The sequence below is a fragment of the Agromyces sp. NPDC060279 genome, assembly GCF_042726785.1.
GTDB lineage: Bacteria > Actinomycetota > Actinomycetes > Actinomycetales > Microbacteriaceae > Agromyces.
Genome location: NZ_JBHXBK010000007.1, coordinates 59,416 through 79,120, shown reverse-complemented (window position 1 = coordinate 79,120; position 19,705 = coordinate 59,416). Strand labels below are relative to the sequence as shown.

17 protein-coding genes are annotated in these 19,705 nt (G+C 71.7%); 10 read left to right on the top strand and 7 right to left on the bottom strand.

Annotated features, from left to right (window positions below):
• Positions 1-207: 207 nt before the first annotated feature.
• Positions 208-3,873: a proline dehydrogenase family protein gene (locus tag ACFWE1_RS15895; protein ID WP_376934456.1), complete on the top strand. Its 3,666-nt coding sequence runs from the start codon at positions 208-210 to the stop codon at positions 3,871-3,873.
• A 93-nt stretch (positions 3,874-3,966) separates the two neighbouring features.
• On the opposite strand, the gene ACFWE1_RS15890 is transcribed toward ACFWE1_RS15895, so the two are convergent.
• Entirely contained in the window at positions 3,967-4,446 is a 480-nt protein-coding gene (locus ACFWE1_RS15890) for an ATP-dependent zinc protease (protein WP_376934378.1), read from the bottom strand.
• Positions 4,447-4,472: 26 nt separating this feature from the next.
• Here ACFWE1_RS15890 and ACFWE1_RS15885 point away from each other — a divergent pair, with 26 nt between their 5' ends.
• Both ACFWE1_RS15885 and ACFWE1_RS15880 read left to right on the top strand, forming a co-directional pair.
• The gene (locus tag ACFWE1_RS15885; protein ID WP_243569696.1) at positions 4,473-5,666 is read left to right on the top strand and encodes a RimK family alpha-L-glutamate ligase; all 1,194 of its coding nucleotides are present in this window, start codon (positions 4,473-4,475) and stop codon (positions 5,664-5,666) included.
• A gap of 64 nt (positions 5,667-5,730) precedes the next feature.
• On the top strand, positions 5,731-6,885 hold the full coding sequence (locus tag ACFWE1_RS15880) for an SLC13 family permease (protein ID WP_376934377.1): 1,155 nt from the start codon (positions 5,731-5,733) through the stop codon (positions 6,883-6,885).
• Positions 6,886-6,903: 18 nt separating this feature from the next.
• Here ACFWE1_RS15880 and ACFWE1_RS15875 read toward each other — a convergent pair whose 3' ends face one another.
• The 3 genes from ACFWE1_RS15875 to ACFWE1_RS15865 form a co-directional block, all read right to left on the bottom strand.
• Entirely contained in the window at positions 6,904-7,281 is a 378-nt protein-coding gene (locus ACFWE1_RS15875; RefSeq protein ID WP_376934376.1) for a GntR family transcriptional regulator, read from the bottom strand.
• A gap of 11 nt (positions 7,282-7,292) precedes the next feature.
• Positions 7,293-7,730, bottom strand: a complete 438-nt coding sequence (locus ACFWE1_RS15870; protein WP_376934375.1) for an Lrp/AsnC family transcriptional regulator — start codon at positions 7,728-7,730, stop codon at positions 7,293-7,295.
• Positions 7,731-7,843: 113 nt separating this feature from the next.
• The gene (locus tag ACFWE1_RS15865) at positions 7,844-8,461 is read right to left on the bottom strand and encodes a TetR/AcrR family transcriptional regulator C-terminal domain-containing protein (RefSeq protein ID WP_376934374.1); all 618 of its coding nucleotides are present in this window, start codon (positions 8,459-8,461) and stop codon (positions 7,844-7,846) included.
• Positions 8,462-8,565: 104 nt separating this feature from the next.
• On the opposite strand from ACFWE1_RS15865, the gene ACFWE1_RS15860 reads away from it, so the two are divergent.
• The 3 genes from ACFWE1_RS15860 (at position 8,566) to ACFWE1_RS15850 (ending at position 12,500) form a co-directional block, all read left to right on the top strand.
• Complete coding sequence (locus ACFWE1_RS15860) at positions 8,566-10,197, top strand: amidohydrolase (RefSeq protein ID WP_376934373.1); 1,632 nt, start codon at positions 8,566-8,568, stop codon at positions 10,195-10,197.
• 26 nt (positions 10,198-10,223) lie between these two features.
• Positions 10,224-11,603 (top strand): APC family permease, encoded by a 1,380-nt coding sequence (locus tag ACFWE1_RS15855; protein WP_376934372.1) that lies wholly within the window; start codon positions 10,224-10,226, stop codon positions 11,601-11,603.
• A gap of 96 nt (positions 11,604-11,699) precedes the next feature.
• Positions 11,700-12,500 (top strand): LLM class F420-dependent oxidoreductase, encoded by an 801-nt coding sequence (locus ACFWE1_RS15850; RefSeq protein WP_376934371.1) that lies wholly within the window; start codon positions 11,700-11,702, stop codon positions 12,498-12,500.
• Between the two features lie 89 nt (positions 12,501-12,589).
• On the opposite strand, the gene ACFWE1_RS15845 is transcribed toward ACFWE1_RS15850, so the two are convergent.
• The gene (locus ACFWE1_RS15845) at positions 12,590-13,363 is read right to left on the bottom strand and encodes a hypothetical protein (protein WP_376934370.1); all 774 of its coding nucleotides are present in this window, start codon (positions 13,361-13,363) and stop codon (positions 12,590-12,592) included.
• 111 nt (positions 13,364-13,474) lie between these two features.
• On the opposite strand from ACFWE1_RS15845, the gene ACFWE1_RS15840 reads away from it, so the two are divergent.
• Positions 13,475-13,906 carry a DUF1761 domain-containing protein gene (locus ACFWE1_RS15840; RefSeq protein ID WP_376934369.1) on the top strand — a complete coding sequence of 144 codons (432 nt, stop codon included), beginning with the start codon at positions 13,475-13,477 and terminating at the stop codon, positions 13,904-13,906.
• Between the two features lie 137 nt (positions 13,907-14,043).
• Here the strand turns inward: ACFWE1_RS15840 and ACFWE1_RS15835 are convergent, their stop codons facing one another.
• Both ACFWE1_RS15835 and ACFWE1_RS15830 read right to left on the bottom strand, forming a co-directional pair.
• Entirely contained in the window at positions 14,044-15,576 is a 1,533-nt protein-coding gene (locus ACFWE1_RS15835) for a glucoamylase family protein (RefSeq protein WP_376934368.1), read from the bottom strand.
• A 120-nt stretch (positions 15,577-15,696) separates the two neighbouring features.
• Complete coding sequence (locus tag ACFWE1_RS15830; RefSeq protein ID WP_376934367.1) at positions 15,697-16,362, bottom strand: TetR/AcrR family transcriptional regulator; 666 nt, start codon at positions 16,360-16,362, stop codon at positions 15,697-15,699.
• Between the two features lie 170 nt (positions 16,363-16,532).
• Between ACFWE1_RS15830 and ACFWE1_RS15825 the strand changes: the two genes are divergently transcribed.
• From ACFWE1_RS15825 to ACFWE1_RS15815, 3 genes are read left to right on the top strand one after another with little or no spacing between them, the layout of a single operon-like run.
• Positions 16,533-17,810, top strand: coding sequence for a sugar ABC transporter substrate-binding protein (locus tag ACFWE1_RS15825; protein WP_376934366.1), 1,278 nt, complete (start codon positions 16,533-16,535; stop codon positions 17,808-17,810).
• 7 nt (positions 17,811-17,817) lie between these two features.
• The gene (locus ACFWE1_RS15820; RefSeq protein ID WP_229781666.1) at positions 17,818-18,741 is read left to right on the top strand and encodes a carbohydrate ABC transporter permease; all 924 of its coding nucleotides are present in this window, start codon (positions 17,818-17,820) and stop codon (positions 18,739-18,741) included.
• 1 nt (position 18,742) lies between these two features.
• A complete protein-coding gene (locus ACFWE1_RS15815) occupies positions 18,743-19,672 on the top strand; it encodes a carbohydrate ABC transporter permease (RefSeq protein ID WP_376934365.1) in 930 nt (309 codons plus the stop codon).
• Positions 19,673-19,705 lie beyond the last annotated feature (33 nt).

The following is a 19,705-nucleotide window of genomic DNA, read 5'->3' as shown; positions in this document are numbered from 1 at the left end:
GGCATCCCTCCTCTCGTATCTGTCTCGACTTGCCCAACTTTCATGAAAGTTGGGCAAGTCGAGATGGGGCGCACAATTATTCGGAAATCATGAACAGTATCCATCGGAATCATTCGCTGTACCGAATGAACGCGCGGCCGCACACTTGAGTCGATGCCCGGCGTTCCCCCGGCCCCGCTTCCAGTGAAGGACAGTACTGTCGTGACCATGACGAACCTCAGCGCAGCCACCGACAGCCCGCGCACCGACGACGTCGTCTCCCTCGTTCGCCGCTGGCTCGCCGAGAGCGCCGAGCACCCCGTCGACCCCGCCGCCGAGCGGCTCGCGGGCGTGCTGAAGGACCCGAACGGCCTCGCCTTCACCGTCGGCTTCGTCGACGGCGTCATGCGCCCGGAGGACCTCGGCGTCGCCGGCCGCAACCTCGAGCAGGTCGCGAAGCTCACCCCGAAGTTCCTGCCCTGGTACCTGAAGGCCGCCATCCGGGTGGGCGGCGCCTTCGCCCCGATGCTGCCCTGGGTCGTCATCCCGATCGCTCGGCGGGTGCTGCGCGCCATGGTCGGCCACCTCGTGCTCGACGCCACCCCGGCGAAGCTCGGCCCCGCCATCGCCAAGCTCCGCGAGGGCGGCAACCGGCTGAACCTGAACCTCCTCGGCGAGGCCGTGCTCGGCGAGCAGGAGGCCGACCGCCGGCTCTCGGGCACCTACGAGTTCCTCGCCCGCGACGACGTCGACTACGTCTCGATCAAGGTCTCGTCCGTCGTCAGCCAGCTCTCCATGTGGTCCTTCGACGAGGCCGTCGCGAAGGTCGTCGACAAGCTCACCCCGCTCTACGAGCTCGCCGCCCAGCGCTCAGCCGAGGGCACGCCGAAGTTCATCAACCTCGACATGGAGGAGTACCGCGACCTCGACCTCACCATCGCGGTCTTCACGGCGCTCCTCGACCAGCCGCAGCTGCAGCAGCTCGAGGCCGGCATCGTGCTGCAGACCTACCTGCCCGACGCGCTGCGCGCCATGCAGGAGCTGCAGGCCTGGGCGAAAACCCGGCGCGCCGGTGGCGGCGCCCCGATCAAGGTGCGCGTCGTCAAGGGCGCGAACCTCGCGATGGAGCACGTGGATGCCGCGATCCACGACTGGCCCGTCGCCACCTACTCGAGCAAGCAGGACTCCGACACCAACTACAAGCGCGTGCTCGACTGGTCGATGACCCCCGAGCGGATCGACGCCGTGCGGCTCGGCGTCGCCGGCCACAACCTGTTCGACGTCGCCCACGCCTGGCTCACCGCCAAGGCCCGCGGCGTCGAGGCCGGCGTCGAGTTCGAGATGCTGCTCGGCATGGCGACCGGGCAGGCCGAGGCCGTCCGCGGCGACGTCGGCCAGCTGCTGCTCTACACGCCCGTCGTGAACCCGGCCGAGTTCGACGTCGCGATCGCCTACCTGATCCGCCGGCTCGAGGAGAACGCGAGCCAGGAGAACTTCATGTCGGCCGTCTTCGAACTCGCCGACGACCGCGGGCTCTTCGACCGCGAGCGCGCCCGCTACGAGCGCTCCCTCGCCGCACTCGAGCCCGTCGTGGGCGAGGCGCCCGAGCCCAACCGCACCCAGAACCGCCGCACCGAGTGGGAGGACGGAGCGCTCGACGCCGCCTTCGCCCGCCTCGACGCCCCCGCACCCGGCAGCGAGCACGCCGACGAAGGGCTGACCAACGTCGTGCTGGGGATCAGCCGGGGGTCGAGCGGTGGCGCTTCGATCGGTTCCGCTTCGACGGGCTCAGCGGGCCATTCGACGGGCTCCGCTTCGACGGGCTCAGCGGGCCAGGGCCCGGGGCTCACCCCCGGCTTCCGCAACGAGCCCGACACCGACCCCGCGCTCGCCGCGAACCGCGAGTGGGGCCGGCGCATCCTCGAGCGCGTCCCCGGCTCCGAACTCGGCCTCGACACCATCCGCGCCGCCCGCATCGACGACGCCGACGCGCTCGCCGAGCTCATGGCCGGCGTCGCCGCCGCGGGCGAGGCCTGGGGCCGCAAGTCCGGTGCCGAGCGCGCCGCCGTGCTGCACCGGGCGGGCCTCGCGCTCGCCGCGAACCGCGACCGGCTCATCGAGGTCATGGCCGCCGAGGCGGGCAAGACCATCGCCGAGGCCGACCCCGAGATCAGCGAGGCGATCGACTTCGCCCACTACTACGCCGAGCGCGCCCGCGAACTCGACCACGTGCAGGGCGCCGTCTTCGTGCCCTCCAAGCTCACCGTCGTCACCCCGCCGTGGAACTTCCCCGTCGCGATCCCCGCCGGCGGCGTGCTCGCCGCGCTCGCCGCGGGCTCCGGCGTCGTGATCAAGCCGGCGAAGCTCGCCCAGCGCTCCGGAGCCGTCATGGTCGAGGCGCTGTGGGAGGCGGGCATCCCGAATGAGCTCCTCGCCCTCGTCGACGTCGGCGAGCGCGAGCTCGGCACGCAGCTCGTCTCGAGCCCGAACGTCGACCGGGTCATCCTGACCGGCGCGTACGAGACGGCCGAGCTGTTCCGCTCGTTCCGCGCCGACCTGCCGCTGCTCGCCGAGACGAGCGGCAAGAACGCGATCATCGTCACACCCTCGGCCGACCTCGACCTGGCCGCGTCCGACGTCGTGAAGAGCGCGTTCGGGCACGCCGGGCAGAAGTGCTCGGCGGCCTCGCTCGTCATCCTCGTCGGCTCGGTCGCGAAGTCGGAGCGCTTCCGCCGCCAGCTCGTCGACGCCACCCGCTCGATGCGGGTGGGCTACCCGGCGGACGCCCGCACCCAGATCGGCCCGATCATCGAGCCGGCGCAGGGCAAGCTGCTGCACGCCCTCACCCAGCTCGGCATCGGCGAGGAGTGGCTCGTCGAGCCGAAGCAGCTCGACGACAGCGGGCGGCTCTGGTCGCCGGGCATCAAGACCGGAGTGCAGCCGGGCTCCTACTTCCACCTCACCGAGTTCTTCGGCCCGGTGCTCGGCATCATGCACGCGAAGGACCTCGACGAGGCCATCCGCTTCCAGAACGCCGTCGACTACGGCCTCACCGCGGGGCTGCACTCGCTCGACTCGGAGGAGCTCGCGAGCTGGCTCGACCAGGTCGAGGCGGGCAACCTCTACGTGAACCGCGGCATCACCGGCGCGATCGTGCAGCGGCAGCCGTTCGGCGGCTGGAAGCGCTCCGCGGTCGGCGCCGGCGCCAAGGCCGGCGGACCGAACTACCTGTTCGGGCTCGGCAGCTGGGAGGCCGAGCACGGCCGCCAGTCCTCGACGCTGCACCTGCGCGGCCTCGACAAGCGCATCACGGAGGTCATCGAGGCATCCCAGTCCGCCCTCGACTACGAGTCGTTCGACGTGCTGCGCCGCTCGGCGCTGAGCGACGCCGTCGCGTGGGCCGAGGAGTACGGCGTCGCCCGCGACGCCTCGCAGCTCGGGGTCGAGCGGAACGTGTTCCGCTACCGGCCGCTGCCCGTCACCGTGCGCATCTCCGACGACGCCGAGCTCGCCGAAGGCCTCCGGGTCATCGTCGCCGGCCTCCTCTCGAAATCGCGCTTCGAGGTGTCGACCGCGCTCGAACTGCCGAAGGGCGTGCGCACCGTGCTCGCCGCCCGTGAGGTGCGGATCACCCGCGAGGACGACGCCGCCTGGCTCGCCCGCGTGGCGAAGCGGGGGGCGAAGGCGCTCGGCGCGAGCCGGGTGCGGCTCGTCGGCGGGGATGCCTCGGCGCTCGCGCAGGCGCTCGGCGGAGCCCCGGATGTCGCGGTGTGGGCGCACCCCGTGACGCCCTCGGGCCGGGTGGAGCTGCTGCCGTTCCTGCACGAGCAGGCGATCTCGATCACGAACCACCGCTTCGGCAACCCGACGACCCTGTCGCAGGGCGTGATCTAGGCATCGCCGCGCTGCCGTGCTGCAGCGCTGCCGCGCTGCCCTGCTTCAGGGTTGCCCGACTTTCATGAAAGTTGGGCAACCCTGAATCGGGGGTCAGGCGCGGCCGCGGTTGCGGCGGCGCGCGTGCTTCGGCGCGCGGCCGCCGACGAAGGAGCGGCCGGAGTCGACGACGAAGCCCTGCCGCAGCGCCTCCCGGCCGACGAGCATGCGGAAGCCCATCTCGTCGCGGTTCGTGAGCGTGACCTCGGCGGTCACCGTGCGGCCGAGCAGCACGACGTCGAGCAGCACCACGACGCGTTCGGCGGTGTGGCCGGAGGAGCTGCGCACGAGGCGCCGGTCGTGCACCGGCAGCTCGACCCGGACGTCGTCCTCGTCGGAGCCCTGCCAGGGGCGCACCCCGAAGCGCACCCAGGGCTCGCCGTCGCGCTCGAACTCCTCGAGATCGAAGGCGTGCAGCGCGGAGCTGCGGGCGCCGGTGTCGAGCTTCACCTTGATCCAGTCCACCCCGAGCCCGGGGAGGCTCGCCCATTCGCGCCATCCGGCGATGGTGCTTGAATGGGAGCTCGACTTCACTCGTCCATCTTGGCAGGGCACCCAGCATGAAACTCGCGATCCTCTCGCGCGCGCCGCACGCGTACTCGACCCAGCGCCTCCGCGCCGCAGCCCAGCAGCGCGGTCATCAGGTGAAGGTCCTGAACACGCTGCGCTTCGCGATCGACCTCGCGGGGCCCGAGCCCGACCTGCAGTTCCGCGGCCGGCAGCTCAGCGACTACGACGCGATCCTGCCCCGCATCGGCAACTCGATCACGTACTTCGGCACCGCCGTGGTGCGCCAGTTCGAGCAGATGGACGTGTACACGCCGAACACCGCGAACGGCATCTCGAACGCCCGCGACAAGTTGCGCGCGAACCAGATCCTGTCCCGGCACAACATCGCCCTGCCGCCGACCGCCTTCGTGCGCAACCGGGCCGACGTGCGCCCGGCGATCGAGCGCGTCGGCGGGGCGCCCGTCGTCATCAAGCTGCTCGAGGGAACGCAGGGCATCGGCGTCATCCTCGCCCCGCAGGTGAAGGTCGCCGAGGCGATCATCGAGACGCTGCACTCGACGAAGCAGAACGTGCTCATCCAGAAGTTCATCGCCGAGAGCCGCGGCCGGGACATCCGCGCCCTCGTCGTCGGCGACCGCGTGGTCGCGGCCATGCGCCGCGTCGCGAACGGCGACGAGTTCCGCTCGAACGTGCACCGCGGCGGCACCGTCGAACCCGTCGAGCTCACCCCCGAGTACGAGCAGGCGGCGGTGCGCTCGGCGCAGATCATGGGCCTCAAGGTCGCCGGCGTCGACATGCTCGAGGGCGAGCACGGGCCCCTCGTCATGGAGGTCAACTCCTCGCCGGGCCTGCAGGGCATCGAGGCCGCGACGAACCTCGACGTGGCGGGCGCGATCATCGACTACATCGCGAACCAGGTGGCGTTCCCCGAGATCGACGTGCGCCAGCGGCTCACCGTCTCGACCGGCTACGGCGTCGCCGAGCTGCTCGTGCACACGAACGCCGACCTCGTCGGCAAGACGCTCGGCGAGTCCGGCCTCTGGGAGCGCGACATCACGGTGCTCACGCTGCACCGCGGCGCGAACGTCATCCCGAACCCGCGCAAGGGCGTGCTGCTCGAGTCGGGCGACCGGCTGCTCTGCTTCGGCAAGCTCGAGGAGATGCGCTCGATGATCCCCGAGCGCCGCCGCCGACGCGCGAAGGTGCGCAAGCTCCCGAAGCAGGCGATGCCGACGAGCGAGTAGCGGCGCAGCGCGGCGGCGCCCGGAGAAGGCGCTCCCGCACCCGCGGATCGACTACCCTCGCCTGGTGCGCATCGCGATCGTCGGAGCCGTGCTCACCGCGCCCGGCCTCGTCGCGGTGGCGAGCGGCGTGCTGCCGCTCGACGCCGTCGCGGCGCTCGCGGAGCGGTCCGCGCCGATCCTCGGTTTCGTCGTCGCGATGACGGTGGTCGCCGAGCTCGCGGCCGAGGCCGGCGTCTTCCGGGCGCTCGCGGAACGGCTGGCGCGGATGGCGGGAGGGCGGGCCATCCTGCTGTGGCTGCTCGTCGTGGTGCTCGCGACGGCCTCGACCGTCTTCCTCTCGCTCGACACGACCGCCGTGCTGCTCACGCCCGTCGTCGTGTCGCTCGCGGCGCACGTGCGGCTGCCGCCGATCCCGTTCGCCCTGACGACGGTGTGGCTCGCGAACACGGCCTCGCTGCTGCTGCCCGTCTCGAACCTGACGAACCTGCTCGCGGCCGAGCGGCTCGCCCTGCACCCGCTCGAGTTCGCGGCGCTCATGGCGGCGCCGGCGCTCGTCGCCGTCGTGGTGCCCGCGGTCATCGTGCTGCTCGTGCGGCGGCGGGAGCTCGCGGCCCGCTTCGTGCCCGACGAGCCCGCAGCGATCAGCGACCGCCCGCTGTTCTGGACCGCCGTCGGCGTGCTCGTCGCGCTCGTGCCGCTGCTCGTTTCGGGACTCCCGGTGTGGCTGCCGGCGAGCGGGGCGGCGCTCGTGCTCGTCGTCGCGTTCGCGGTGCGTCGGCGCGGGGTGCTGCGGCCGGGGCTCGTGCCCTGGTCGCTGCTCGTGTTCGTGTGCGGGCTGTTCCTCGCGATGCAGGCGGCGCACGAGCTCGGCGCGACGGCCGTGCTCGGCGCGCTCGCGGGTACGGGGGAGGGTCCGCTCGAGCTGCTGCGGCTCGCCGGGGCATCCGCGCTCTCGGCGAACGCGATCGACAACCTGCCCGCGTTCCTCGCGCTCGAGCCGTTCGCGGCGTCGCCGCTGCGCACCGCGGCGCTCCTCATCGGGGTGAACGCGGGCGCGATCGTCACGCCGTGGGCGTCGCTCGCGACGCTGCTCTGGCATCAGCGGCTCGTGGCGATGGGCGTCGAGATCTCGTGGTGGCGCTACGTCGCGCTCGGGCTGCTCGTCGCGCCGCTGACGGTCGCCGGGGCGACGCTCGCGCTGGCGCTCGCGGCGGGCTGAGCGGACTCCGCTCCCGGCTCAGTCGTGCAGGGCGGCGTCCACGATCTCGCGCGCCGCGCCGGGGTCGACGCCGAGGCGGCGGGCGAGCGCCGCGTAGTCCGCCGCGGCCGCCTGCAGCGCGCGGCGGCCCGCGTCGCCGTGCTCGGCGACGACGGTGCCGTTGCGGCCCCGGGTCTCGATGACGCCGTCGGCCTCGAGCGCGCGGTACGCCTTCGCCACGGTGTTCGCGGCCAGCCCCAGCTGCTCGGCGAGGGCGCGCACGGTCGGCAGCCGGTCGCCGGGGGCGAGCCGCCCGGACTGCACGGCTTCGACGACGCCCGCCCGCAGCTGCTCGAACGGCGCGGCGGCCGCGGACGGGTCGATCGAGACCGGCAGGCCGGCGCCGGGCTTCGACATCGCGGCCCCGCTCAGTCCCGCACCCGGTTCACGAGCCGCGAGAGCACGATCGCGCTGCGGGTGTGGTCGACGTTCGGGGCGATGCGGACCCGTTCGAGCGCGTCCTCGAGGGAGGCGATGTCGCGCGCGCGGATCTGCACGATCGCGTCGGCGGATCCGGTGACCGTGCCGGCGTAGACGACCTCGGGCACGTCCTGCAGGATGCGCTTCAGCTCGTCGGGGGCGACGGTGCCGCGGCAGAACAGCTCCACGTAGGCCTCGGTGGACATGCCGTCGACGGTCGGGTCGACCTGGATCGTGAAGGAGCGGATGACGCCCTCGGCGACGAGCTTGTCGACGCGACGCTTCACCGCCGAGGCGGAGAGGCCCACGGAGGAGCCGATGTCGCCGTAGCCGGCGCGGGCGTTCTGCCGCAGAAGATCGAGGATCGCTCGGTCCAGGTTGTCCATGGAACGCGAGTGTACGCGGGACTCTTGCGCGCCGTCGTCCGGTCGCGCGCGAATCCTGCGGGTCGTTGCGGAATCGTTCGCAAACGGGGGTGCACCACCCGTTGGTGATGAGCTCAGGCGGGGGCGACGGTGGCGCGGCGGGCGCGGAGGCCGTCGAGGAGGGCGCGGATGCCGAGCTCGAACGCGGCGGCGGCGCTCGTCGACTCCTCGTACTCGGGGTCGAGCGCGGCGTGCACCCGGGCGAGCTCGGCCGGCACCGAGGACTGGTCGAGCATGTCGCTCGGCGCCACGAGGTCGAGCGCGGAGCCGAGCACGTGCGCCTCGACGGTGCGCATCACGGCGACGGCGTCGTGCATCGGCCAGCCGGCCTCGATCAGGGCGCCGATCACCACGTCGTAGATCTCGAAGGTCGAGACGTCGCGGATCGGGGTCGTCGCGAGGATGCGGATGAGGTTGGGGTGCGCGGCGAAGACCCGCAGGTAGGAGCGGGCCCACGCCTCGAGCGCGACGTCCCAGGGCTGCTCGGCGAAGGGGCTCGTGTCGATGCCCACGACGATGTGCGCGCGCACGAGCTCGATCAGCTCGTCGCGGCTGCCGACGTGGTTGTAGAGCGAGGAGACCTGCCGGTGCACCCGGGCCGCGAGGGAGCGCATCGTGAGCGCTTCGCTGCCCTGCTCGTCGACGATTGCGAGGGCGGCGACGACGAGCTGCTCGCGGTTGACGGTGGCCATCGCGGCATCCCCCTTCCGTCAGCCCTGCCGAGAGTGTAGCCTCTCAACACCCACACGAACAGTGTTCGTATGAACGCTGTTCGTTCGAGTGAAAGCAACGGTGCATGACGGCGATCCACTTCTCCGGCGGAACGATCTGGCGCGGCGCGGGCGAGCCCACGGCGCACTCCCTGCTCGTCGAGGGCGGGGTGATCGTCGCGCTCGACGACGCGGCCGACGCCGCTGCGGAGGGCGCCGTCGAGCTCGAGCGCGTCGAGCTGGACGGCGGATTCCTGATGCCCTCGTTCGGCGACGGGCACGCCCACCCGCTCTTCGGCGGGCTCGAGGCCGAGGGCCCCGCCGTGCGCGGCCGCACCTCCGTCGACGACATCGTGGCCGCCGTCGGCGAGTACGCCGCGGCGCACCCCGACGAGGAGTGGATCTTCGGCGCCTCCTACGACCCCAGCCTCGTCGAGGAGGGCCTCTTCGACGCCCGTTGGCTCGACGCCGCGGTGCCCGACCGTCCGGTCGTGCTGCGCGCCTACGACTACCACACCGTGTGGGTGAACTCCCGGGCGCTCGAGCTCGCCGGCATCGACGCGTCGACGCCCGACCCGGTGCTCGGCGAGATCTGCCGCCGCGCCGACGGCAGCCCGCTCGGCACCCTCCGCGAGTGGGGCGCCGTCGACCTCGTCTTCGACGCCGCCCCGGTGCGGCCGGCCGAACAGCGCATGCGCGCGCTCGTGCGGGCCGGCGAGTACTACCTCGCGCGCGGGGTCACCTGGGTGCAGGATGCCTGGGTCGAACCCGGCGACGTCGACAGCTACCTCGAGGCGGCGCAGCGCGGCATCCTGCCCGTCCGCTTCAACCTCGCCCTGTACGCCGACCCGCGGCGATTCCCCGCGCAGCTGCCGACCATGCTCGACTCGCGCGAGCGGGTGCAGGCGCTCGGCTCGCCCATGCTCACCGCGCACACCGTGAAGTTCTTCGCCGACGGCGTCATCGAGTCCGAGACCGGGGCGCTGCTCGAGCCGTACTGCTCCGCGCTGCACAAGCACGGCATGTCGGTCTGGGAGGGCGAGTCCCTCGCCGAGGCCGTGCGCGCGGTCGACGCCGCCGGCTTCCAGGTGCACATCCACGCCATCGGCGACGCCGCCGTGCGCCAGGCGCTCGACGCGATCGAGGGCGCCATCGCCGCGAACGGCCCGCGCGACCGCCGCCCCGTCATCGCCCACGCCCAGCTCGTCGACGACGCCGACCTCGACCGCTTCGCCGAGCTCGGCGTCATCGCGTGCATGCAACCGCTGTGGGCGCAGCTCGACGGGCTGATGACCGTGCTCACCGTGCCCCGACTCGGTCAGGAGCGCGCCGACCGGCAGTACCGCATGGCCTCACTCGAGGCATCCGGCGCCGCGCTGTCGTTCGGCTCCGACTGGCCCGTGAGCTCCGGCGCACCGCTCGACGGGCTCGCGATCGCCGTCTCGCGGCAGACCGCCGACGGCGTGCCGGTCGGCGGCTGGACCCCCGCCGAGATCCTCGACACCGCGATCGCCTTCGACGCCTACTCGTCCGCCGTCGCCCACCAGGGCTTCGCCGACCTCGCCGCCGCCCCCTGGGGGCGCATCGAGCCGGGCGCGAGCGCCGACTTCGTCGTGCTCGCCGCGGACCCCAGGCAGCTCGCCCCCGCCGAGCTGCCCGCCCTCGCCATCCGCTCCACCTATCTCGCAGGAAGCCCCCGATACCGCGGCGCAGCGTAGCGCCGCACCACGAAAGGAACCCGGCCATGTCCCAGGCTTCGCCCCACGATCCGCTGATCTCGGCGACCACCGCCACCGCGCAAGTCACGGAGGGCCGCTTCAAACGCGTGCTCGGCGTGCCCTCGCTCGTGCTCTTCGGGCTCGTCTACATGGTGCCGCTCACCGTGTTCACGACGTACGGCATCGTCACGCAGGTCACCGGCGGCCGGGTGCCCGTCGCCTACCTGATCACGCTCGTCGCGATGGTCTTCACGGCGCGCTCCTACGCCAGGATGTCGGTCGCCTACCCCTATGCGGGATCGGCGTACGTGTACACGCAGCGGAGCTTCGGCGGCGCGGTCGGCTTCCTCTCCGGCTGGGCGCTGCTGCTCGACTACCTGTTCCTGCCGATGATCAATTACCTGGTGCTCGGCATCTACCTCTCGGCCTCGTTCCCCGGCATCCCCGCCTGGGTGTTCGTCGTCGCCGCGATCGCACTCGTGACGATCCTCAACGTCGTCGGCATCGTCTCGGTCAACCGCGCGAACTTCGTCATCATCGCCGTGCAGACGATCTTCATCGTCGTGTTCGTCGCACTCGGCCTCTCGACGGCGGCCGGCAACGGCGTCGACCCGCTGCTGCCGTTCCAGGGCGACGGCACGGTCGACGGCTTCGGGGCGCTGTTCGCGGGCGCCGCCATCCTCTGCCTCTCCTTCCTCGGCTTCGACTCGGTGTCGACGCTCGCCGAGGAGGCGAAGGACTCGAAGCGCACGGTGCCCCGGGCGATCATGATCACGACGATCAGCGCCGGCCTCGTGTTCGTGCTGCTCTCCTACGTGGCGCAGCTCGTGTTCCCCTCGAACGACTTCACCTCGGTGGATGCCGCGGGCGTCGACGTCGTCAGCGCCGCGGGCGGCCAGTGGCTGTCGACCTTGTTCATCGCGGGCTATGTCGCGGGTGCGACCGGATCGGCGCTCACCTCGCAGGCCTCCGTCGCGCGCATCCTCTTCGCGATGGGCCGCGACGGCGTGCTGCCCCGCCGGGTGTTCGGCCACTTGAACAAGCGATTCGGCACGCCGGTCGTCGCGATCCTCATCGTCTCGGCCATCTCGCTCCTCGCGCTCGTCTTCGACCTCACCCTGCTGAGCGAGATGATCAGCTTCGGCGCCCTCATCGCCTTCTCGGTGGTGAACCTCTCGGTCGTGAAGCACTACTTCCTTGACGGCAAGGAGCGCACCGGCCTCGGCGTGCTGAACAACCTCGTGCTGCCGCTCATCGGCTTCGCGCTCACGGTGTGGCTGTGGACGAGCCTCTCGGGCCGCACCTTCATCATCGGCCTGTCGTGGCTCGCGCTCGGCGTCGTCATCCTCGCGATCGTGACGCGCGGCTTCCGCCGGCCGACGCCCATGCTCGACCTGAAGGAGTAACCGCTTCGTCACCTGCAGGGTTGCCCGACTTTCATGAAAGTCGGGCAACCCTGGAGGGGTGGGCGTGCACGCCCGGGCAGACCGTAGGCTGACGAGATGACCCTCGAATCCCGCGCACGCCTGGGCGTGCAGCTCCAGCCGCAGCACGCCGAGTACTCCGCCATCCGTGACGCCGTCCTGCGCGTCGAGGAGCTCGGCGCCGATGTCGTCTTCAACTGGGACCACTTCTACCCCCTGTACGGCGACCCCGACGGCCTGCACTTCGAGGGCTGGAGCATGCTCGGCGCCTGGGCCGAGCAGACCGAGCGCATCGAGTTCGGCACGCTCGTGAACTGCAACTCGTACCGCAACGCCGACCTGCAGGCCGACATGGCCCGCACCCTCGACCACGTCTCGGCGAAGGGCGGCACGGGCCGCTTCATCTTCGGCACGGGCGCCGGCTGGTTCGAGCGCGACTACGACGAGTACGGCTACGAATTCGGCACGCCGGGCACCCGGCTCGCCGCGCTCGCCGAGGCGCTGCCGCGCATCCGCTCGCGCTGGGCGAAGCTGAACCCGGCGCCGACCCGGGACATCCCGGTGATGATCGGCGGCAAGGGCGAGCGCAAGACGCTGCGCATCGTCGCCGAGCACGCCGACATCTGGCACTCCTTCGTGCAGCCCGACGAGCTCGGCCACAAGCTCGACGTGCTGAAGCGCTGGGGCGACGAGGTCGGTCGCGACGTCTCGACGATCACCGTGTCGAACGAGCTCGACCGCGCCGGCGAGGACGTCGAGCACGCCGACGCGCTGTACGACGCGGGGGTGCGCCTCTTCACGATCGGCGTGTCCGGGCCCGACTACGACCTGGCGCCGGTGCGGCGCTGGCTCGAGTGGCGCGACTCGAAGAACGCCTGAGTCGGGTTGCCCGGCCCGCATGACGTCACTTTTCGCGGGTTGCGGCGGCGTCGCACCCGCAGATACTGACGTCGTGCGGGCCGGGCGGCTCAGAGCAGCGGGATGCCGAGCTGCACCGTGCCGTCGGCGAACCACGTCGCCCGCAGCGTGAGGAGCCCGTTCTCGACGGCCGGGTCGTTCGTGCCGATCTCCATGGTGAGCCCGTTCGGCGGGAAGTCGCCGCCGTTCGTGCAGGTGGTGCCGCCGCCGCCCATCCGGTCCCAGATCACGGCGAGGCAGAGCTCCCGGCCGTCGGTGCTGCGCGCGCCGTAGGCCGCGACCCCGCTCTCGGCCGAACCGATGCGGCGCAGCGTGTCGCGGTCGATGCCGGACTCGGCGTCGAAGAGCGAGGGGCGGTCGTCGAAGTCCGCGGGGCGCTGGAGCATCGCCTCCGCGCCCGAGCCGGCGATCGGGATGCCGAGCCCGGACTCCGCGATCGCCGCGCGCGAGAGCTGCCAGCCCGCGACTCCGCCGAGCAGGAGCCCGAAGACCACCGCGGATGCCCCGACGAGCACGGTGCGCGAGCGGTGCCAGCGCCGGGGCGGGGCGTCCGGGGTCGGGGCGGGCGCGGCACCCGGGTCGGCTGCGGCATCCGCGGGCGCGGCATCCGGGGCGGGCGGGCCATCCGGTTCCGTCGGGGCACCCGGGTCGGGCGGGCCATCCGAACCGGCCGGGGCATCCGCCCCCGCGTCGCCGTGCCGCAGGGCGGCGAGCTCGCGCTCGGCCGCCGCGCGCTCCTCCGCGCTCGCGCCCGCGCCGTAGACGAGGCGCTCGAGGCGGGCGCGCCGCGAGCTCGTCGCGGCGGGGTCGTCGGGCTGCGCCATGCGGACTCCGTTCTCCGGCCCATGCCGGTCGCCTCAGCATGCCGCATCCGACGGCGGGGCGCGCGGCGGCGCTACGCTCGGCTCAACATCCGCGCTCGAGAAGGAGCCGTCATGACCCCTGAGATCAACTACTGGGCCGTTCTCCTCGCCACGCTGTCGAGCATGGTCGTCGGCTCGATCTGGTACACCCCGAAGGTCTTCGGCACCCGCTGGGCGAAGCTCGCGAAGGTCGTTCTCGATGGGGCCGCCTCGAGCGCCGTCGGCGCGATCCTGGTGACCGTGCTCGTGAGCTTCATCACGGCCTGGGTGCTCGCGGGCGCGACGGCGATCGCGTGGCACTTCTACGGCGGCAACTTCCTGCTCGGTGCGCTGCTGACCGCGGGCGCCCTCTGGGCCGGGTTCACGGCCGCGCGCTTCATCACTCACGACGCCTTCGAGGGGCGGCCGCCCGCGCTCACCACGATGAACATCGCGCACGAGCTCGTGACGGTGCTCGTGATGGCGCTCATCATCGGCGTCTGGCCGCCCGCCGGCACCGTCTGACCCGCGCCCCCTGCGCGCCCCGCGCGCACTGCGCGCACTGCGCGCCCTGCGCGCCCGCCGGAAGACCGAGTTGCCCGACTTTCATGAAAGTCGGGCAACTCGGGTTCTGGGGTGAGGCGGGTGTGGGCGCGCGCGGCTCAGCGCAGCTCCGAGCCGAACTCCAGCGCCTCGACGAGCGGGCGCACGGCGCGCTCGAACTGGCGGTCCACGAAGTAGTCCTTCAGCCGGTCGCGCTGCAGCTCGTTGCCGATCGCGGCCATGATCATCGACTGGTCGAGGCTCAGGTACCGCTCCGCGACCGTGCCGCTGCCGACCGCGACCGCGTCGTAGAAGCCGCCGGGGCCGTACGCGCCGAGCTCCTGCTCCAGGCCGGCGAGGTCGGCGAGGGTCTCGTCCTTCGCGTACGGCAGCGCGAGGAACGCCGCGTGCGGCGTGACCACCCCGTCGCCGAAGTCCGGCTCCGGGTTCGTGGCCTCGCGGCATCCCTCGTAGCCCGCGTCGACGTTCGTGCGCTCGACGTCGCTCGCGTAGCCGTCGGCGCTGATGCCGATCGCCTCGACGCCGTACTCGCGGTACTCGCCGAACGGGTCCGAACTGGGCGAGAAGCCCCAGTAGCCGTAGCCGGCCTCGTCCAGGCCGTGCTCGATCTGCGCGCGCACGGTGGCCTCGTGGTTCACCGCCCAGGAGTCCTCGCCCCAGTCGGCCTCGGGGATGAAGAGGTCGGGCATGAGCGCCTCGAACATGCTTCCGCCCCAGGCCGGCACGAGCTTCATGCCGCGGTACTCGTACACGCCCTCGTAGACGGGCACCCCGAGGTACTCGCGCCACTCGCCGGTGGGCTTCTGCTCCTGCCAGGCGTAGTCGCAGCCGCGCTCGGGCATCGTGCGGAACGTGCCGTAGTACGACTCCGCGGGGATCTGCCCGTTCGCGATACCGAGGTACGTCGCGATGCGCGCCTCGCTCACCGTCGTGTCGTACCAGTGGCACGTGTAGTACACGTCGGGGCCGTCGTCGCCGTAGTTGCCGGGCACCGAGCAGCCGGGCGGCGGCTCGACCCAGAAGCCGCCGCGGTTGATGCCCGCCTCAGGGGTGGCCTCGAGGTCGTGGAACCAGCCGAAGTCCATGCTCGCGTACAGCGCGTCGGCCTGCTTCGCGAGGCGCGGCTCGGCGGCGGCGACGACGCGCAGGGCGGCGGCGAGCCAGCCGTTGTCGACGGTGGAGAGGAAGGGATGCACCGCGCTGCCGTCCGTCGGCCAGCTGGTGAGCTTCGAGCCGTCGGCGGGGGAGTACCAGTTGTAGTACATGCCGCTCGGCTCGTGCCGCTCCATGGTGGCGAGGGTGTCGAGCGTGCGGGCCATCCGCTCGCGCGCCTCGGCGCGGGAGACGAGCTTCAGGTCGCGGGCGACGACGGTGGACCAGAGCGAACCGCCGATGTTCGTCGGGCTCGTGTACCCGCTCGGGGTGCGCAGCTCGCCGTCGATGTGGTCGGCGACGAGTCCGGTGCCGTCGTCGGTCATCGCCGTCATGGACGTCCAGGTGTCGGCGGCGTAGCGGAGCAGCGTGTCGCGTTCGCCGCCGCCGCGGCCCCCGCCGGCGTTCGCGGCGGTGGCGGGGACGAGCAGGGCGAGCGCGAGCGCCCCGCCGAGCAGGGCGCGCAGTCTCGTTCGCATGGGAACTCCTTCGTTCGTGCGGATGGGACGAAGGCAGCCTCTCGTTAAAACCGAACAAGTGCAAGGTATTTGAGACGGATGGATGGCGCGGGGCCGGCGTGGGAGCGCGCGCGGGCGCGATCAGGCGGTGGGCGGGGCGAGCAGGTAGCCGCGCACGAACTCGTCGAAGAGCGCGGTCATGTCGACCGACTCGTCGAGCAGCCACTGCTGCTGCAGGCCGTCCATGACGGCCGAGATGAGCCGGGCGGCGCTCGTCGGGTCGATGTCGGCGCGGATCAGCCCGTCGCGCTGCGCGTCGGCGAGCACCCGACTCGAGGAGGCCTCGGACTCGGCGTAGCGGCGGGCGAACTCCTCGTGCGCGGGATGCTCGCTGTCGGTCGCCTCGGCCGAGATGACCGTGTAGAGCGAGGTGAGCCCGCGAGTGGTCTGGTTGTAGGCGACGACCTTGCGCACCTGCTCGAGCAGCGTCGACTCCGAGACGTCGCCCGCGGCCGCCTGCACGTGCGCGTCGCGCTGGCGGAGCACCTCGGTGAAGAGCTCCTCCTTGCCGGAGAAGTGGTGCATGAGACCCGCGGGCGTGAGATTCACCCGCTTGGCGATCTCGCGGAGCGAGCCGCTGTGGTACCCGCTGCGGCCGAAGACGACGAGGGCGGCGTCGACGATCTCCTGCCGCTTGGCCTGCCCCTTCGCGTAGCTGCCGCGCGCGCCGCGCGGGCGGGCGGGGGAGCCGGGATGCCCCGGGGCCGCCCCTGCGGCGGCTGCGCGCTGCGTCTCGTCGTCGTGCATGGAGCGAATCTATCGCACCTTCATGCGAAAACCTATCGGATGTAAGGTTTTTGGGTTATGGTGGGCCGGTCGCGGCAGCACGCCCGACCGGATCCGGCGGAGCACACCCCCGTGCCGCGCGGACCACGACCGATGGAGGCCGAACGATGAATCGATGGAGATCACACCGGGTGGCGCGCCGCGCCCTGCTCGCGGGCGCCGTCATGGCGGTCGGCGCGACCGTGCTCGCCGGCTGCGGCCGCAGCGACGGCGCCGGCGGTGGCAGTGACGAGAGCAAGGGCGCCATCGACGAGCAGCCCGCGAAGGGCACCGTCGAGATCTGGGCGATGGGCAACGAGGGCGAGGTGCTCGGCGAGCTCGCCGCGAAGTTCGAGGAGGAGAACCCCGACGTCACGATCGACGTCACCGCCGTGCCCTGGGAGAGCGCGCACGACCGCATCGCCACCGCCATCGCCGGCGGCGAGACCCCCGACATCTCGATGCTCGGCACGACCTGGGTCGGCGAGTTCGCCGCGACCGGCGCCTTCGAGCCCACCCCCGAGGGCCTCGTCGACGAGGACAGCTTCTTCGACGGGTCCTGGGACACCACCGTCGTCGACGGCACCGCCTACGGCGTGCCCTGGTACGTCGACACCCGCGTGCTCTACTACCGCACCGACCTCGCCGAGGCCGCCGGCGTCGAGGCGCCCACCACCTGGGACGAGTACCACGCCTTCGCCAAGGCCCTGCAGCAGCAGGGCGCGGCTTCCGGCGTCTCGCTGCCGCCCGGCGGCTTCGACTCCTGGCAGTACGTCGCGCCGCTCGCCTGGCAGCAGGGCGGCGACATCCTCGCCGAGGACGGCGAGACCTTCACCCTCGACAGCCCCGAGTGGAAGGAGGCGTTCGAGTTCTACGCGAGCTTCTTCGAGGACGGCATCTCCGAGCCCGTCCGCCTCGAGGGCGGCGAGATCGAGCAGAAGTTCATCTCCGGCGAGGTCGGCTCCTTCTTCAGCGGCCCGTTCCACGTGAGCCTCCTCCTCGAACAGGGCGGCGACGCGTTCGCCGAGCAGTTCGCCGTCGCGATGGTGCCCGGCGCCGACAGCCGCACGAGCTTCACCGGCGGCGGCAACCTCGCCGTCTTCGACGACAGCGACAACCGGGATGCCGCGTGGAAGTTCGTGCGCTGGCTGAGCCAGCCCGAGACGCAGATCGCCTGGTACGACGTGTCCACCGACCTGCCGAGCGTCGAGGCCGCCTGGGACGACCCGACCTTCGCCGACGATCCGTACCTGAGCGTCTTCGGCGAGCAGCTCACCGACTCGAAGGCCCCGCCCGCGATCCCCACCTGGGCGCAGGTCTCGGCCGTCATCGACCAGGAGCTCGAGAAGGTCACCCGCGGCGAGACGAGCGTCGACGACGCGCTGGCGTCGGTGCAGCAGCAGGCCGAGTCCATCGGCACGGGGCAGTGATCCGGTCGTGACCGCCCTGCCCACGCCGGCCCCGGCCCGCGCCCGTGCGGCGCGGCGCCGGAGCCGGCGCGCCACACTCGTCGCCTGGGGGTTCGCCGCGCCGTTCGTCGTGCTCTTCCTCGTGTTCATGGCGGGCCCGATCGTGGCCTCGCTCGGGATGAGCTTCACCGACCTCACCACGCGCGACCTGCAGACCCCGTTCAACGTGAACCTCGTCGGCCTCGACAACTACCTGCGCCTCTTCGAGGACCCGCGCTTCGTGCGCTCACTGCTGAACACCGGCATCTTCGTGCTCGTCGGGGTGCCCGTCACGATGGCGCTCGCGCTCGCCGTGGCGCTCGCGCTGAACACCGGGATCGCGAAGTTCCGCACGGTGTTCCGGGTCGGCTACTACGCGCCGGTCGTCACGAGCATCGTCGCGATCGCGATCGTCTGGCGGTTCATCCTGCAGCCCGACGGCCTGCTGAACGCCTTCCTCGGCTGGTTCGGCATCGAGGGGCCGAACTGGCTGCAGTCGACGAGCTGGGCGCTGCCCTCGCTCATCATGATGGCCGTCTGGCGCAACATCGGCACGCTCATGGTGATCTTCCTGGCCGGCCTGCAGGGCGTGCCCAAGGAGCACCACGAGGCGGCCATGGTCGACGGTGCGAACGCCTGGCAGCGCTTCGGCTCGATCACGCTGCCCGCCCTGCGGCCGACCCTGCTGTTCGCCGCCGTCATCACCGGCATCGGCTTCCTGCAGTTCTTCGAGGAGCCCTTCGTGATGACCCGCGGCGGCCCGCTCGACTCGACGCTCTCGACGGCGATGTACACGTACCAGCAGTTCGGCTTCGGCAACTACTCCTACGCCTCGGCTGCGAGCTACGTGCTCTTCCTCGCGATCGTCGCGCTCTCGCTCATCCAGTTCCGCTTCCTCGGACGGAAGGACTGACATGACCCAGCTCACCGACCCGCCCGCCGCGGCCGGCGCCGCGGCCGAGGCATCCGTCGTCCCGCCCGTCGGCGCCGCCGCGCTACGCACGGGCGATCGACCGCCCCGGCGACGCCGCGGCCCGCGCCGCTGGTGGCTCTACCTCGTGCTCGCGGCCGGCCTGGTCGCGATGGTCATGCCGTTCGTCTGGATGATCCTCGGCTCGTTCAAGACGAACGCCGAGATCCGGCAGCACCCGACGAACTTCTGGCCGATCGATCCGACGCTCGACAACTACGCGCAGCTGTTCGGCCGGCTCGACTTCGCGAACTACTTCGCGAACAGCCTGATCGTCGCGTTCTTCGTGACCGCGGGCAACATCGTGTTCTCGTCGATGGTGGGCTACGCGCTCGCGAAGCTCGAGTTCCGCGGCAAGCGGCTGCTGTTCGGCCTCGTGCTGGCGACCCTCATGGTGCCGGGCGTCGTGACCTTCGTGCCGCTGTTCGTGCTCACCGCGAACCTCGGCCTCGTGAACTCGTACCCGGGGCTCATCCTGCCGTTCCTGATCACCCCGCTCGGGGTGTTCCTGATGCGCCAGTTCATGCTCTCCCTGCCCGACGAGCTCATCGAGGCGGCGCGCATCGACGGGGCGAGCGAGTGGCGCATCTTCCTGCGGGTGATCATGCCGCTCTGCGGGCCCGCGGTCGCGACGCTCACGATCCTCACCTTCCTCGCCAGCTGGAACAACTTCCTCTGGCCGCTCGTCGTCGCCACGAGCGAGGACAAGTACACGCTGCCCGTGGCGCTCGCGCTCTACTCCGTCGGCCAGAACGCCGCGCAGTACGGCCTCATGATGGCCGGCGCCGTCGTGGTCGTCGTGCCCGTGCTCGCCGTCTTCGTGGTGCTGCAGCGCTACTTCGTGCAGGGCATCGCCCTCACCGGCATCAAGTGACCCCCGCCGCCAGACCCGACCCGACCGACCAGT

Coding starts and splice junctions, on each gene's coding strand:
- ACFWE1_RS15895 (WP_376934456.1), top strand. CDS start 208: ATGACGAACCTCAGCGCAGCCACCGACAGCCCGCGCACCGACGACGTC.
- ACFWE1_RS15885 (WP_243569696.1), top strand. CDS start 4,473: ATGAAACTCGCGATCCTCTCGCGCGCGCCGCACGCGTACTCGACCCAG.
- ACFWE1_RS15875 (WP_376934376.1), bottom strand. CDS start 7,281: ATGTCGAAGCCCGGCGCCGGCCTGCCGGTCTCGATCGACCCGTCCGCG.
- ACFWE1_RS15870 (WP_376934375.1), bottom strand. CDS start 7,730: ATGGACAACCTGGACCGAGCGATCCTCGATCTTCTGCGGCAGAACGCC.
- ACFWE1_RS15865 (WP_376934374.1), bottom strand. CDS start 8,461: ATGGCCACCGTCAACCGCGAGCAGCTCGTCGTCGCCGCCCTCGCAATC.
- ACFWE1_RS15860 (WP_376934373.1), top strand. CDS start 8,566: ATGACGGCGATCCACTTCTCCGGCGGAACGATCTGGCGCGGCGCGGGC.
- ACFWE1_RS15855 (WP_376934372.1), top strand. CDS start 10,224: ATGTCCCAGGCTTCGCCCCACGATCCGCTGATCTCGGCGACCACCGCC.
- ACFWE1_RS15850 (WP_376934371.1), top strand. CDS start 11,700: ATGACCCTCGAATCCCGCGCACGCCTGGGCGTGCAGCTCCAGCCGCAG.
- ACFWE1_RS15845 (WP_376934370.1), bottom strand. CDS start 13,363: ATGGCGCAGCCCGACGACCCCGCCGCGACGAGCTCGCGGCGCGCCCGC.
- ACFWE1_RS15840 (WP_376934369.1), top strand. CDS start 13,475: ATGACCCCTGAGATCAACTACTGGGCCGTTCTCCTCGCCACGCTGTCG.
- ACFWE1_RS15835 (WP_376934368.1), bottom strand. CDS start 15,576: ATGCGAACGAGACTGCGCGCCCTGCTCGGCGGGGCGCTCGCGCTCGCC.
- ACFWE1_RS15830 (WP_376934367.1), bottom strand. CDS start 16,362: ATGCACGACGACGAGACGCAGCGCGCAGCCGCCGCAGGGGCGGCCCCG.
- ACFWE1_RS15815 (WP_376934365.1), top strand. CDS start 18,743: ATGACCCAGCTCACCGACCCGCCCGCCGCGGCCGGCGCCGCGGCCGAG.